We start from the raw sequence: 13923 nt of genomic DNA, 5'->3' as shown, positions 1-13923 counted from the left end.
AGGGCCCTACATTCAAGCTTCGTCGCATCAGGATACCGATGACCATGCGCCTGCCGTTCGCCGCCTTGCTGTTGAGCCTGAGCCTTGCCACCCATGCCGAGACCTCAGCCATGAATCCCCCCTTGCTCGATGCCGCCCGCCACGGTGACGCCCCTGCCGTGCGCCAGTTGCTCGACCGTGGCGCCCTGCCTGATACCCGCAACGACCAGGGCCAGACTGCGCTGCTGGTGGCCACCCATGCCAACCAGGTGGAGGTGGCCAAGGTGCTGATCGAGGCCGGTGCCGACGTCAACGCCAAGGACAACATCAACGACAGCCCCTACCTGTATGCCGGCGCGCGCGGGCTCAACGACATCCTGCGCCTGACCCTGGCCCATGGCGCCGACCTCAAGAGCACCAACCGCTACGGCGGCACCGCACTGATCCCGGCGGCCGAGCGCGGTCACGTCGAGACCGTGCAACTGCTGATCGAGGCCGGCGTCGACGTCGACCACCTCAACCGCCTGCACTGGACCGCGCTGCTTGAGGCGGTGATCCTTGGCGATGGCGGCCCTCGGTATGTGGAGATCGTGCGCCGGTTGCTGGCGGCCGGAGCAGATCCGCGGATCACCGACAAGGAGGGTGTGACCGCGCTGGAGCACGCCCGCCAGCGCGGATACCGGGAGATGGTGACGCTCTTGGAGCAGTAGAACCTGGCGTCGTTGCCGGCGATTGGACCGCAAAGCGGTCCCCCACTGTTCTATTCCACAGCCTCGAACGGCAGCCCAACGTAGTTCTCGGCAATATTGGCAAGGCCGGCCGGCGAACCAAGGTAGTACTCGCGGTCGGCCTCCTGCATCTTGCGGTCCCAGTCGTCCTGATGCGCGCCGAAATCATGCAGCAGCCGAGTCATGAACCAGCTGAAACGCTCGCCCTTCCACACCCGCCGCAAGGCCAGCGGCGAGTACTGCGCCAGCAGGTCGGTGCGGCCCTCGCGGTACACCTTGACCAGGATCCGATACAGGTAGTTTACGTCCGACGCCGCCAGGTTCAGCCCCTTGGCGCCGGTGGGCGGGACGATATGGGCGGCGTCGCCCACCAGAAACAACCGGCCATGCTGCATGGGCTCGAGCACATGGCTGCGCAGCGGCGCGATGCTCTTCTCCAGCGCCGGCCCCGTGACCAGTTGCGCGGCCACCTCCGCCGGCAGGCGCGCCTTGAGCTCATCCCAGAAGCGCGCGTCTGGCCAGTCCTCCACCCGCTCCTGCAAAGGCACTTGCAGGTAATAGCGGCTGCGGGTCTGCGAGCGCTGGCTGCACAAGACGAAGCCGCGTTCGTGGTGGGCATAGATCAGCTCGTGGTTGACCGGTGGGGTGTCGGCCAGCAACCCCAGCCAGCCAAACGGATAGACCCGCTCGTACATCTTCAGCACGTCGGCCGGAATGCTCTGGCGCGCCACTCCGTGGAAGCCGTCGCAGCCGGCGATATAGTCGCAATCGACCCGGTGCTGACAACCGTCCTTGTCGAAGGTGAGGTAGGGCCGCTCGCCGTCGATGGCGTGGGGGCGGACATTGTCCGCTGAATAGATGATCGGCGCCCCGCTGGCCTGGCGTGCCTGCATCAGGTCCCGGGTGACCTCGGTCTGACCGTACACCATCACCGTCTTGCCGCCGGTCAGCGCCTTCAGGTCGAGGCGCTGGCGACGGCCATTGACCAACAGTTCAACGCCTTCGTGTACCAGCCCTTCACGGTCCATGCGCTCGGCCACCCCGGCCTCGCGCAGCAGGTCGACCGTGCCTTGCTCGAGCACGCCGGCGCGGATGCGTCCCAACACATAGTCGGGGGTCTGGCGCTCGACGATCAGCGTGTCGATGCCCGCACGCTGCAGCAGCTGGCCCAGCAGCAGGCCGGAGGGGCCGGCGCCGATGATTGCAACCTGAGTCTTCATTGTTGTTGTCTCGCGATGACGATGCCGGCCGGTACTGGCAGTGGCCGCACATCTGCTGTTAGGGTTTGCACCTGTATTTTTACTGGCGAACCTTGGGCGAAACGTGTGATATCTGTGTCAAAAACTGCACTTTTCAAAAATTCGTTCGATTAACGGACAATCCTTCATGCACATCCCGCTCCCCGGCATCCCGCTGTTCCAGCTGTACGGCGAACATCACGCCTGGCCGGACACCGACCTGCTGCACTGCGAGTCGATCCCGGCGCGCAGCCGCCTGCACCATTGGGAAATCAAACCGCATCGGCATGCCGAGCTGTTCCAGCTTCTCTATGTGCAGCGGGGCGAGGCCCAGGTGGAGATCGAGGGCGAGCGCCGGGTGATTCGCGAGGCGGCGATCCAGGTGGTGCCGCCGCTCACCGTGCATGGTTTTCGCTTCAGCGCCGATATCCAGGGGCACGTACTGACCTTCGGCACGGCCCTGGTGGTCGATCTGGAACAGCGCCTCGGCGCTCCCTTGAGCGTACTGACCGCTGCCCGCTGTTACCCGCTGGGCCAGGATCGTCTGCGCCTGCACGGGCTGATCGACACGCTGCAGCAGGAGTATCAAGGCAGCGCGCCGGCACGAGGCCCCCTGCTGCAGGCGCTGGTCACCGCGCTGATGGTCTGGATCCACCGCCAGCAGCAGGCCTTGCCCGCGCGTAACCAGGACGAACGGGACCAGCAGTTGCTGGGGCGTTACCTGCGCCTGGTCGAGGCGCATTACCGCGAGCACCTTGCCGTGGACGACTTCGCCAGCCGGCTGGGCATCACCAGCCTGCAGTTGAACCAGCTGTGCCGAGCGTTGGCCGGGCAATCGGCGTTGCAGGTGATCCACCAGCGCCTGCTGCTCGAGGCACGGCGTAATCTGGCGTATACCCGCATGAGCATCAGCCAGTTGTCCGACAGCCTGGGGTTCAGCGATCCGACCTACTTTGCGCGGTTCTTCAAGCGGCTCGATGGCCGGACGCCCAAGGAATACCGCAGGTCGGTCAATACCTGAAACAAGCCCCACTAGCCTTGCGCGATCCCTGTAGGAGCGGCGCGAAAGGGCTGCAAAGCGGCCCCAGCTTTTTGCAGCGCTACTGTTGGTTTGGGGCCGCTACGCGCCCCTTTCGCGACACAAGGCCGCTCCCACAGGGGCCCAAACTCCCATGGAGGTCCGCTTGACGTATACGTCAACCTGGCATTAGGTTACTTGCATTCCCTCCCCCGAGCCCAAGCATGAGCAGCCAGACCTACAGCATCTCCGACCTGTCCCGCGAGCTGGACATCACCACCCGCGCCATCCGCTTCTACGAGGAACAGGGCCTGCTCAGCCCCGAGCGCCGTGGCCTGGAGCGCATCTACTCGGCGCGCGACAAGGTCACCCTCAAGCTGATCCTGCGGGGCAAGCGCATCGGCTTCTCGCTGGCCGAGTGCCGGGAACTGATCGAGCTCTACGACCCCACCAGCGGCAACCAGAAGCAGCTCACCAGCATGCTGGCCAAGATCGCCGAACGCCGCGCCCAGCTCGAACAGCAGATGCTCGACATCCAGCAGATGCACCTGGAGCTGGACACCGCCCAGGAGCGCTGCGAGCAGGCCCTGGCCGCCACCCTGAACCCGTCGCACCCCCACCGTTGATCCGCCACAGGAAACCCGCCATGTCATTGCCCAAGAATGTCCGTCTGGTCGAAGTCGGCCCGCGCGACGGCCTGCAGAACGAAGCCCAGCCCATCAGCGTCGCCGACAAGGTGCAACTGGTGGACGACCTCACCGACGCCGGGCTCGGCTACATCGAAGTGGGCAGTTTCGTCTCGCCCAAGTGGGTGCCGCAGATGGCCGGCTCCGCCGAGGTGTTCGCCGGTATCCGCCAGCGTGAAGGGGTCACCTATGCGGCCCTGGCACCCAACCTGCGCGGTTTCGAGGATGCCCTGGCCGCCGGGGTGAAGGAAGTGGCGGTGTTCGCGGCGGCCTCGGAAGCCTTCTCGCAGCGCAACATCAACTGCTCGATCAGCGACAGCCTCAAACGCTTTGAACCGATTATGGACGCCGCCCGCAGCCAGGGTGTGCGGGTGCGCGGTTATGTGTCCTGCGTGCTCGGCTGCCCCTACGAGGGGCGTATCGGCGCCGAGCAGGTCGCGCCGGTGGCCCGTGCCCTTTACGACATGGGCTGCTACGAGGTATCGCTGGGCGACACCATCGGCACCGGCACCGCCGGTGACACCCGCCGCCTGTTCGAAGTGGTCGCGGCCCAGGTACCCCGCGAGCAACTGGCCGGGCACTTCCACGACACCTATGGCCAAGCCCTGGCCAACGTCTATGCCGGCCTGCTGGAGGGCATCAGCGTGTTCGACAGCTCGGTGGCCGGGCTGGGCGGTTGCCCGTACGCCAAGGGTGCCACCGGTAACGTCGCTAGCGAGGACGTGGTGTACCTGTTACAGGGGCTGGGCATCGAGACCGGCATCGACCTGGACAAGCTGATCGCCGCCGGCCTGCGCATCAGCGAAGTGCTGGGGCGCGCCACCGGTTCGCGGGTAGCGCGGGCACGTGGCGTGCGCTGAGTCATACGCGTGTCACACAGATGTGGGCGGAGTGTTACCGCCTACACGCTTGCCAGAAAAAAATCGGGTAACAGGGAAACAATTCGACAGAATTTCACGTGCCACCTTTTGAGGGAAATCCATTAAACCATTGAATTTTAAGGACTTTTAAAAGTTGGCACGCCATCTGCTATATCTTTTGGCATAACAAGAACAAAAAAACGCGATACCCAATAAAAACAACAGTAAACGGCTCTGACATAACAAGAACAACACGGCAGAGGCGTAGCAAGCAGATTTTTTTGGAGTCGACGTGCTTTCCAGGGGGCCGCCCCCGCAGCCTGACACAGAACAATAAAACTACCTCCAAGGTAGCGGCAGTCAAGGTTGGATCACGTTGGATGAACGCAAGTCAGCGCTCAAAAAAATACGTTTGCTCTTGGCCCCGGTTGGGGGCCCCGCAATGCAGAGACAACCGCCGACAAAAACAACAATAGGCTCGTCTCCAATAATAAGAAAAGAGCAGGCAACAACGCTTATGAGGGGAGCTTCGGCTCCCCTCAGTGCTTCCTGCCCTCCTCGTTCTCACCGCCCTTCTTCTCCCGTACCTCGCCCTCGACCTTGTCCACCAGCAGCGGCATGCTGGCCAGCACCAGCAGCGCCATCACGGTGCTCACCAGTGCCGTGGCCTCGCGTCCCATGCCTGCGGCGGTACCGATAGCCGCGGTCATCCACAGTCCGGCAGCGGTGGTCAGGCCCTTGACGTGGCTGGCATCCTGGCTGTTGCCCTTGAGAATCGTGCCCGCCCCGAGAAAGCCTATGCCGGCGACGATGCCCTGGATCACCCGGCTCAACGCCTGCTCGTCGGCGCCGGCCATGCTTGGCGCCAGCACGAACAACGCCGCGCCCATCGAAACCAGCATGTGCGTGCGCACCCCCGCCGCCTTGCCCTTGCTCTCGCGCTCGAAGCCCAGCACCGCCCCCAGCAAAGCCGCCATCAACAAGCGAATCAAGATACGGGCAACCTCGCGCTCGTCGGTGACATCGGCGAATTCGCTGTGCAAAGCCTCAAGGATCGAATGCCAGAATGCGTCCATCGGTAGCCTCCCGGTGTCTTCTACAGAAGACCGCAGCACACGCGCCGCGTGCGTTGCGCTTGGCCTAACGGAACTCCTCATACGCTGGCAGAGGTGCGGTGGATAGCCGCAGGCATCTGCAACCAAGCGCTCAAGGCGTTGAAAGCCGGGGCCTAAGCAGATAGGGCACTCATCTGATATGGTTTTTATCTCAATACCTGGGCCTGTGCTGAAAACAGATCGGGGGCCATAGTGCCATGGCCTGATCGAGGCCTGATGAGCGATGAACCATGAGCGATAGAATCCCCTTCCGAGTCATCGAAATTGCCCCCGCCGTCAACAAGAGCAAAAGCCAGGTGGCCGGTGGCATCCACACCCGCAGCTTCACCGGCTTCTACCGCAACCTGCGGATCGCCTTTGCCGGGTTGCTGTTCGCGCTGTTCTTCGGCACCGCCTGGTTGCAGTGGGGCGACCGCCAGGCTGTGCTATGGGACCTGGCCGAAAGCAAATTCCACATCTTCGGCGCAACCTTCTGGCCGCAGGATTTCATCCTGCTCTCGGCGCTGCTGATCATCTGTGCCTTCGGCCTGTTCGCCATCACCGTGTTTGCCGGCCGCGTCTGGTGCGGGTACAGCTGCCCGCAGAGCACCTGGACCTGGCTGTTCATGTGGTGCGAGAAGATCGCCGAAGGCGACCGCAACCAGCGCATCAAGCTGGCCGCCGCGCCCTGGGGCGTCGAGAAAATCGCCCGGCGCGGCCTCAAGCATGGCCTGTGGCTGGCCATCGGCCTACTCACCGGGCTGACTTTCGTCGGCTACTTCACCCCGATCCGCCCGCTGGCCGCCGAGCTGTTCAGCTTCGAGCTGGGCGGCGTGGCGCTGTTCTGGATCCTGTTCTTCACCGGCGCCACCTACCTCAATGCCGGCTGGCTGCGCGAGGCCGTGTGCATGCACATGTGCCCCTATGCGCGGTTCCAGAGCGTGATGTTCGACAAGGACACCCTGGCGGTGGCCTACGATCCCAGCCGCGGCGAAGCCCGTGGCCCGCGCAAGAAAGGCAGCGACCCGCGCAGCCAGGGCCTGGGCGACTGCATCGACTGCACCCTGTGCGTGCAGGTCTGCCCTACCGGCATCGATATTCGCGAGGGCCTGCAGATGGCCTGCATCGGCTGCGCCGCCTGCATCGACGCCTGCGACGGGGTGATGGACAAGATGAACTATGCCCGTGGCCTGATTGGCTACAAGTCAGAGCACAACCTGCAAGGCGGCAAGACCCACTGGATGCGCCCTCGCCTGCTGGGCTACGCCGCCGCGCTGACAGTGATGATCGGCGCACTGGTGGTCGCCCTGCAGATGCGCCCGATGGTATCGATGGACGTGATCAAGGACCGCGGCCTGTTCCGCGAGAACGCTCTGGGCCAGATCGAGAACATCTACCTGCTCAAGATCATCAACAAGACCCAGGAACCGCAGCACTATCGCCTGCGCCTGGTGGACGCCGACGGCTTCGAGCTGCACGGGCGTACCGAGTTCACCCTCGCCGCCGGCGAGATGAGCGAGCTGCCGGTGTCGGTGGCGATGCTAGCCGATCGCCCGAGCAGCAGCTCCCAGGAGCTGGCATTCGAGATCCAGGACAGCGACCAGCCCGGCATCCGCAGCACCGCGCACAGCCGTTTCGTCGCGCCGATGAATCGCTGATCCCCTACACTGACCACCACCTTGCCTGCCCAGACCCTAATGAAACGCTACGAACGATTTGCCGATGACATTGCCGAATTGATCCGCTCCGGGGTGCTTGGCCCCGGTCAGCGGGTACCTTCGGTGCGTTACGCCAGCCAGACCCACGGGGTCAGCCCGTCCACGGTGTTCCAGGCCTACTACCTGCTGGAGCGGCGCGGCCTGATCCGCGCCCGGCCGCGCTCGGGCTACTTCGTCAATGCCCATGCGCCGCGCCCGTTCAGCGAGCCACAGCCCCAGGCGCCGGCCAGCGAGTCCACCGATGTCGATGTCAGCGGCCTGGTGTTCTCGATCCTCGACTCGATCAAGGATCCGCACACCGTGCCATTCGGCTCGGCCTTTCCCAGCCCGACCCTGTTCCCCCTGCAACGCCTGTCGCGATCGCTGGCCAGCGCCAGCCGGGCCATGGACCCGCGCATGGTGGTCACCGACCTGTCGCCGGGCAACCCGCAACTGCGCCGGCAGATCGCCCTGCGCTACATGGTCGCCGGGTTGATGCTGCCGATGGAGGAACTGCTGATCACCAACGGCGCCCTGGAAGCGCTGAACCTGTGCCTGCAGGCCGTCACCCAACCCGGCGACCTGGTGGCCATCGAGGCACCGGCCTTCTATGCCTGCCTGCAGGTACTCGAACGCCTCAAGCTCAAGGCGGTGGAAATCCCGGTGCACCCGCGCGAGGGCATGGACCTCGGCGTGCTGGCCCAGACCCTGGAGAAACACCCGGTCAAAGCCGTGTGGTGCATGACCAACTTCCAGAACCCGGTGGGCGCCAGCATGCCGGAGGCCAAGAAGCAGGAACTGGTCGAGCTGCTGCGTCGCCACCAGGTGCCGCTGATCGAGGACGACGTCTACGCCGAGCTGTACTACTCGCAGCAAGCGCCGAAGCCGGCCAAGGCCTTCGATACCGAGGGCCTGGTGATGCACTGCGGCTCGTTCGCCAAGAGCCTGGCGCCGGGCTACCGGATCGGCTGGGTGGCGGCCGGACGCTTTGCGCAGAAGATCGAGCGGCTCAAGCTGATGACCTCGCTGTGCGCCTCGATGCCGGCCCAGGCGGCGATTGCCGACTACCTGCAGCACGGCGGCTACGATCGCCACCTACGCAAGCTGCGCTACGCCCTGGAAGGTCAGCAGGCCAACATGCTGGCCGCCATCGCCCGCCATTTTCCGGCGCAGACCCGGGTCAGCCAGCCGTCTGGGGGCTATTTCCTGTGGCTGGAGCTGCCCGAGCAGATGGACGCCCTGAAGCTGTTCCATATGGCCCTGGCCCAGGGCATCAGCATCGCGCCGGGGCCGATCTTCTCGCCGACCCGACGCTTCGGCAACTGCATCCGCCTGAACTACGGCAGCCCGTGGGGCGATGGCGCGGAACAGGCCATGGAGACCTTGGGGCGGATCGTGCGGTCGTTCTAGTCCAGCAATGGCGGTAGCCAGGTTGAACGGCTATAGTTTCGCAGCACTTTGCCTGGATCCCGCCCATGCCAGACTATCCAGCATCACCCGAGCAGCTGCTGGCCCGCATCGGCGAGCTTGAGGCACAGCTCGCCAGGCACGATCTCGAACGAGCCTGTTTCGCGATGCTAAGTACACACATGGCCGAAGGGTTCTGTGTGCTGGAACTGCTCGATGGCCCCCACGGACCGCTGAGCGATTACCGCTATATCCTCAGCAACGACGCCTGCCTGCGCCACACCGGCCACGACAAGCAGATGGGACAGACGGTGCGCGAGCTCATCCCCGACGAAGCCGACGCCTGGGTGCCCCGTTTCGCCGAGGTACTGCGCACCGGGCAGTCGACACATTTCGAGCAACGCCTGAAGATCAGCGACCGTCTGCTCTCCATCTCGGCCCATCGCCTGGGCCGGGCCAGTGACAGGCGCGTGGCCGTGCTGTTTACCGGGGTCCCTGCCAGCCAACAGGCACGAGACCTTCTGTACGAGCAGGCGGAGAAGCGCATGGACAGGGCCGAAACCAACAGCAGATTGCTCGGCGAACTGGTGGACCACAGCCTGGCCAACGTGTTTGCCGCAGACTGTAGTCTGCGCCTGGTGGCGATTAACCGCACGGCCCGGGAAACCTTCGAGCGGCTGCATGGCATTTCACCCAAGGTTGGCGACCATGTCCGGGAGATCCTGGCCGGCCAACCGCAGATCATGGAAAAGTTTCAACCGCTCTGGCCGCGGGTGATCGCCGGCGAGTCATTCATCGAAATGGTCAGCATCGGCCCGCCCGATGCCCCGCGCCACTACGAAATGCGCTACAACCCGTTGCGCGATGCCGAAGGCCAGATATGTGGGGGTTATCTGTTCGCCTACGACATCACCAGTCGCGTGCTGGAGCAGGAGCGCCTGAGCCAGGCCGAGGAGGCCCTTCGCCAATCACAGAAAATGGAAGCCATCGGCCAATTGACCGGTGGCATTGCCCATGACTTCAACAACCTGCTCGGCGGCATCGTCGGCGCGCTGGAGCTGGCAGACAAGCGTATGACGCAGGGCCGTCAGCAGGACAGCAGGCACATGCTCGGCATTGCCCGGCAGAACACCTCGCGCGCCACTGCCCTGGTCCAGCGCCTGCTGGCTTTCGCCCGCCAGCAGGCGCTGGTGCCTCAGCCGGTGGATGCACACCACCTGGTGGCCGACATGCACGACCTGATCCACAGCTCCCTCGACAGACATATCGAGTACGTCGATGCCACGCTCGCCGGCCAATGGCTGGTCTGCGTCGATCCATCACAGCTGGAAAGCACCCTGCTCAATTTGTGCATCAACGCGCGGGACGCCATGACACAGGGTGGCACCTTGCGCATCAGCAGTGCCAATTGCCAGATGGATGCAGCGCAAGCAGCAAGTCTTCAACTTCCCGCAGGGCAGTATCTGCATATACAGGTCGAGGATAACGGCTGCGGCATGCCCCAGGAAATCAGCGCGCGTGCCGCCGAACCTTTTTTCACCACCAAGCCCCTGGGGCAAGGCACCGGGTTGGGCCTGTCCATGGCCTACGGCTTCGTACGCCAGTCGGCCGGCCAACTGAGCATCGACAGCGCACCGGGACACGGTACCTGTATTCACCTGTATCTGCCACGCGGGCTGCCAGGCTCAACGCCTCAGGCCGATGACACAGAGCAGATGATCAAACCCTCGAGCACTGGACAGTCGCTCATTCTGCTGGTGGAGGATCAAACGACGTTGCGCCTGGTGATGCGGGAAGTCCTGGAGGAACACGGTTTCCAGGTGCAGGACTACGAGGACGGCCATACGGTCCTGCACGCCCTGGCCGAAGGTATTCGGCCAGACATGCTGGTGGTGGATATCGGGCTGCCGGGAGATCTCGATGGCTACCAGGTCGCCAATGCCTGCTGGGCCATCGATGAGCATGTACCTGCCCTGTTCATCACCGGTTACGACGGCGCCATCGACAACAGTCGGATATCAGGCTCGCCGCCAATCGCCCTGCTGCACAAACCCTTCGAACTGACACGACTGACCGCCAAAGTGGAGGAGCTGCTGATCGCCGCGCGAAGCAAGCCCGCGTAGATCCTTGAGCGGTGTGACTGGACAGGCACACCTGCAGGCGATTAGCGTAGCTGACTCCACCTCGACGGATGCCCGAATGCCCTCGCGCGAACTACAGTCCCTGCGCCTGGAAGTTGAACGCCTACGCCAGCGCAACAGCTTGCTGGAGGCCGAACTGGCCACCCCACCCTGGCATGATCCGGACCTGTTTCGTTTTCTCTTCGACACGATGGACGAAGGCTTCTGCGTCATCGAATTCTTCGACGGTCCCCACGGTCCGCTGAGCGACTACGTCCATGTCCTCGCCAACGCCGCCTACGCCCGCCATGCCGGGATTCCCAATGTTGTCGGACAGAAACTGCGGGAGATGGTGCCAGACGAAGCCGACGACTGGGTGGCCCGCTATGGCCAGGTACTACGCACCGGTGAGCCCTTGCAGTTCGAACAGGAACTGGTAGCCACCGGGCGGGTGCTGTCGGTCACCACGTTCCGTATCGAACCTGCCGACAAGCGCCAGGTAGCCGTGCTGTTCAAGGATGTCACCGAACGACGTCGCGCCGAAACCGCGCTGCAACAACTCAACGACCACCTCGAACAGCGAGTCACCACCGCACTGGCTGAGCGCAGCCTGCTCGCCGAGCTGGTCGAGCACAGTGTCGCCCAGGTGCAGGTGGTCGACACCTCGCTGCGTTTTCTCGCGGTCAACGCCCGCGCGGTCGAGGATTTCGACTATCTGTTCGGCCGCAGGATCAAGGCTGGCGACAGTCTGCTGGAACGCCTGGACGGATTCCCCGAGGAGCGCGAACGATCGGTGACACGCTGGCGCAGGGCACTGTCCGGGGAAAGCTATACCGAGGCGATCGAATACGGACGCCGCGGGGACAGGCGTCATTTCGAGCTGCGCTTCACGCCCTTGCGTGACAGCACCGGCGAGATCGTCGGCGCCTACCTGTTCGCCTACGACATCACCCGCCAGGTCAGCGAGCAGAAGCGCCTGCTCGAGACCGAGGAAGCACTGCGCCAGGTACAGAAAATGGAAGCCGTAGGCCAGCTCACCGGCGGCATCGCCCACGACTTCAACAACTTGCTCGGCAGCATACTCGGCGCCCAGGAGTTGATGCGTCAACGGCTGCAGAAGGCCCGCTACGCCGAAGTCCCCCCATTGTTGAACAGCGCCTGTGAGTCCGCGCAACGAGCTGCCACGCTGGTACAGCGCCTGCTGGCATTTTCCCGCCGCCAGACCTTGCTGCCCCAGGCGACTCGCCTGAGCACGCTGGTGGAAGGCATGGAAGACCTGATCAGCCGCAGCGTAGGCCCGGCCATCGCGGTGCACAGTGATTTCGAGCAGGAAAGCGGCACGGTATTCATCGATCCACCGCAACTGGAAAGCGCCCTGCTCAACCTGTGCATCAATGCTCGGGACGCCATGCCTGCTGGCGGTCGCATCAGCATCCGCTGCGTCGCGCTGGAGGTGACGCAGGAAACCGCCCAGTCACTGGATCTTCTTCCCGGCCCCTACCTGCGCTTGAGCGTCAACGACACGGGACGGGGAATGCCACCGGAGGTGATCGATCGCGCGCTCGAACCCTTCTTCACCACCAAACCTATTGGACAAAGCACCGGGCTTGGCCTGTCCATGGTCTATGGTTTTGTCCGTCAGTCAGGTGGACAACTGCAGATCAGCTCCCCGCCAGGTGAAGGTACCTGCATCCACCTGTATCTGCCCAGGCATGACACCGTTGCCCAGCTTGCGCCTGCAAAAGCTGCGTCACCGCTGTCGACTCGCAGCCCCGGAAGGCGGGTACTGCTGGTCGAGGACCAGGACGCGTTACGCCTGGTGATCGCCGAAGTGCTCGAGGAGCTGGGGCACGAGGTCGAAGGCTACGCCACCGGCCCGGCTGCGCTCGAGGCAGACCAGACGTTCGACCTGCTGATCACCGACATTGGCCTGCCCTGTGGCATGAATGGCCGCCAGGTCGCCCAGGCCATGCGCCAGCGCCACCCTTCGCTGCCGGTGCTGTTCATCACCGGCTACGATGCCAATGCGGTGCTCGAGGATGGCCCCCTACCGCAAAGAACCCGCGTACTGACCAAGCCTTTTGATCTCGAGAAGCTGGTGGATCAGGTTGATCTGTTGCTGCGCGAATACCACTAGTGTCGTGTCTCGGAAATAGGCTGTTCACTTTTGACGGCGTCTTGGCCGCCCGGCCGGCGTTGCCACGCCTCGCCACAGCCCTGCTATGACTCGTCGCGGCGCCTTGCCCGAACACCCAGGCCACTCGCCAAAAGAGAACGTATTTCCGAGACAGGACACTAGCGCCCGCCACTCAGATCAATGAAGGTGCCGGTCGCGTACGACGCCTTTTCCGACAACAGCCAAAGGATCGCCTCCGCCACCTCTTCAGGTTGGCCGCCGCGTCCCATCGGCAGGCCTGGCTCAAGCTTGCTTACGCGCTCCGGATCGCCGCTAAGGGCATGGAAGCCGGTGTGGATGTAACCCGGCCGCACACCATTGACCCGCACGCCCTCGCCAGCCACTTCCCTGGCCAGGCCCACCGTAAAGGTATCCAGGGCTCCCTTGGAAGCGGCATAGTCGACGTACTCGTTGGGCGAGCCCAGTCGCGCGGCCATCGACGAGACGTTGACGATCGCCCCGCCCTGCCCACCATGGCGGCGAGTCATGCGCAGCAAGGCGTGCTTGGCGCACAGGATCGGGCCGATCACGTTGGTCTTCATCACCTTGAGCAGGCGGAACTCGGACATGTCCTCGACACGGCTCTGCTGGCCAATGGTGCCGGCATTGTTGACCAGGGCGGTAACCGGCCCGAGCTCCTGATCGACGCACTGGAACAATCGCACCACCTCATCCTCGACGCTGGCGTCGGCACGCACGGCGATCGCCTCGGCGCCCAGCGCACGGACCTGCGCCAGCATCGCCTGTGCGGCCTGGTCGTCAGCGTGATAGTTGATGCAGATTCGGTAACCCTGTTGCGCCGCCAGCAACGCGGTGGCGGCGCCGATGCCTCGGCTGGCGCCGGTGATGACGATAACCTTGTCCATGAGTCTGCCAAGTAGCCAGGAAAAGACCTACAAGACTAGGGGAAATGCCATCAC

General features: G+C 63.9%; 11 protein-coding genes. 8 read left to right on the top strand and 3 right to left on the bottom strand.

Going from position 1 to position 13923, the window contains the following annotated elements:
• The first annotated feature begins 44 nt into the window (after positions 1-44).
• On the top strand, positions 45-689 hold the full coding sequence (locus K5H97_RS13020) for an ankyrin repeat domain-containing protein (RefSeq protein ID WP_028692174.1): 645 nt from the start codon (positions 45-47) through the stop codon (positions 687-689).
• Positions 690-739: 50 nt separating this feature from the next.
• Here K5H97_RS13020 and pobA read toward each other — a convergent pair whose 3' ends face one another.
• Positions 740-1927, bottom strand: a complete 1188-nt coding sequence (gene pobA, locus K5H97_RS13015; protein ID WP_028692175.1) for a 4-hydroxybenzoate 3-monooxygenase — start codon at positions 1925-1927, stop codon at positions 740-742.
• A gap of 166 nt (positions 1928-2093) precedes the next feature.
• On the opposite strand from pobA, the gene K5H97_RS13010 reads away from it, so the two are divergent.
• The 3 genes from K5H97_RS13010 to K5H97_RS13000 all read left to right on the top strand — a co-directional run bounded on the left by K5H97_RS13010 (position 2094) and on the right by K5H97_RS13000 (position 4509).
• Complete coding sequence (locus K5H97_RS13010) at positions 2094-2966, top strand: helix-turn-helix domain-containing protein (protein ID WP_028692176.1); 873 nt, start codon at positions 2094-2096, stop codon at positions 2964-2966.
• Between the two features lie 221 nt (positions 2967-3187).
• On the top strand, positions 3188-3589 hold the full coding sequence (locus K5H97_RS13005) for a MerR family transcriptional regulator (protein WP_028692177.1): 402 nt from the start codon (positions 3188-3190) through the stop codon (positions 3587-3589).
• Positions 3590-3609: 20 nt separating this feature from the next.
• The gene (locus K5H97_RS13000; RefSeq protein WP_028692178.1) at positions 3610-4509 is read left to right on the top strand and encodes a hydroxymethylglutaryl-CoA lyase; all 900 of its coding nucleotides are present in this window, start codon (positions 3610-3612) and stop codon (positions 4507-4509) included.
• 539 nt (positions 4510-5048) lie between these two features.
• Here the strand turns inward: K5H97_RS13000 and K5H97_RS12995 are convergent.
• Complete coding sequence (locus K5H97_RS12995) at positions 5049-5585, bottom strand: MgtC/SapB family protein (protein ID WP_028692179.1); 537 nt, start codon at positions 5583-5585, stop codon at positions 5049-5051.
• Positions 5586-5854: 269 nt separating this feature from the next.
• Here K5H97_RS12995 and ccoG point away from each other — a divergent pair, with 269 nt between their 5' ends.
• The 4 genes from ccoG (at position 5855) to K5H97_RS12975 (ending at position 12964) form a co-directional block, all read left to right on the top strand.
• The gene (gene ccoG / locus K5H97_RS12990; RefSeq protein WP_028692180.1) at positions 5855-7261 is read left to right on the top strand and encodes a cytochrome c oxidase accessory protein CcoG; all 1407 of its coding nucleotides are present in this window, start codon (positions 5855-5857) and stop codon (positions 7259-7261) included.
• A gap of 39 nt (positions 7262-7300) precedes the next feature.
• The gene (gene mapR / locus K5H97_RS12985; RefSeq protein WP_028692181.1) at positions 7301-8710 is read left to right on the top strand and encodes a GntR family transcriptional regulator MpaR; all 1410 of its coding nucleotides are present in this window, start codon (positions 7301-7303) and stop codon (positions 8708-8710) included.
• A 65-nt stretch (positions 8711-8775) separates the two neighbouring features.
• Positions 8776-10830, top strand: a complete 2055-nt coding sequence (locus K5H97_RS12980) for a PAS domain-containing sensor histidine kinase (protein WP_081791624.1) — start codon at positions 8776-8778, stop codon at positions 10828-10830.
• Between the two features lie 76 nt (positions 10831-10906).
• The gene (locus tag K5H97_RS12975; protein WP_028692183.1) at positions 10907-12964 is read left to right on the top strand and encodes a hybrid sensor histidine kinase/response regulator; all 2058 of its coding nucleotides are present in this window, start codon (positions 10907-10909) and stop codon (positions 12962-12964) included.
• 158 nt (positions 12965-13122) lie between these two features.
• On the opposite strand, the gene K5H97_RS12970 is transcribed toward K5H97_RS12975, so the two are convergent.
• Positions 13123-13869, bottom strand: a complete 747-nt coding sequence (locus K5H97_RS12970) for an SDR family oxidoreductase (RefSeq protein ID WP_028692184.1) — start codon at positions 13867-13869, stop codon at positions 13123-13125.
• Positions 13870-13923: the final 54 nt, after the last annotated feature.

Origin of the sequence: Pseudomonas mosselii, from assembly GCF_019823065.1 — a bacterium.
GTDB lineage: Bacteria > Pseudomonadota > Gammaproteobacteria > Pseudomonadales > Pseudomonadaceae > Aquipseudomonas > Aquipseudomonas mosselii.
This window is presented reverse-complemented; position numbering and strand designations above follow the sequence as displayed.

What these genes read in the sequence shown, in the direction of transcription:
- K5H97_RS13020 (WP_028692174.1), top strand. Translation starts at nt 45, where the DNA reads ATGCGCCTGCCGTTCGCCGCCTTGCTGTTGAGCCTGAGCCTTGCCACC.
- pobA (WP_028692175.1), bottom strand. Translation starts at nt 1,927, where the DNA reads ATGAAGACTCAGGTTGCAATCATCGGCGCCGGCCCCTCCGGCCTGCTG.
- K5H97_RS13010 (WP_028692176.1), top strand. Translation starts at nt 2,094, where the DNA reads ATGCACATCCCGCTCCCCGGCATCCCGCTGTTCCAGCTGTACGGCGAA.
- K5H97_RS13005 (WP_028692177.1), top strand. Translation starts at nt 3,188, where the DNA reads ATGAGCAGCCAGACCTACAGCATCTCCGACCTGTCCCGCGAGCTGGAC.
- K5H97_RS13000 (WP_028692178.1), top strand. Translation starts at nt 3,610, where the DNA reads ATGTCATTGCCCAAGAATGTCCGTCTGGTCGAAGTCGGCCCGCGCGAC.
- K5H97_RS12995 (WP_028692179.1), bottom strand. Translation starts at nt 5,585, where the DNA reads ATGGACGCATTCTGGCATTCGATCCTTGAGGCTTTGCACAGCGAATTC.
- ccoG (WP_028692180.1), top strand. Translation starts at nt 5,855, where the DNA reads ATGAGCGATAGAATCCCCTTCCGAGTCATCGAAATTGCCCCCGCCGTC.
- mapR (WP_028692181.1), top strand. Translation starts at nt 7,301, where the DNA reads ATGAAACGCTACGAACGATTTGCCGATGACATTGCCGAATTGATCCGC.
- K5H97_RS12980 (WP_081791624.1), top strand. Translation starts at nt 8,776, where the DNA reads ATGCCAGACTATCCAGCATCACCCGAGCAGCTGCTGGCCCGCATCGGC.
- K5H97_RS12975 (WP_028692183.1), top strand. Translation starts at nt 10,907, where the DNA reads ATGCCCTCGCGCGAACTACAGTCCCTGCGCCTGGAAGTTGAACGCCTA.
- K5H97_RS12970 (WP_028692184.1), bottom strand. Translation starts at nt 13,869, where the DNA reads ATGGACAAGGTTATCGTCATCACCGGCGCCAGCCGAGGCATCGGCGCC.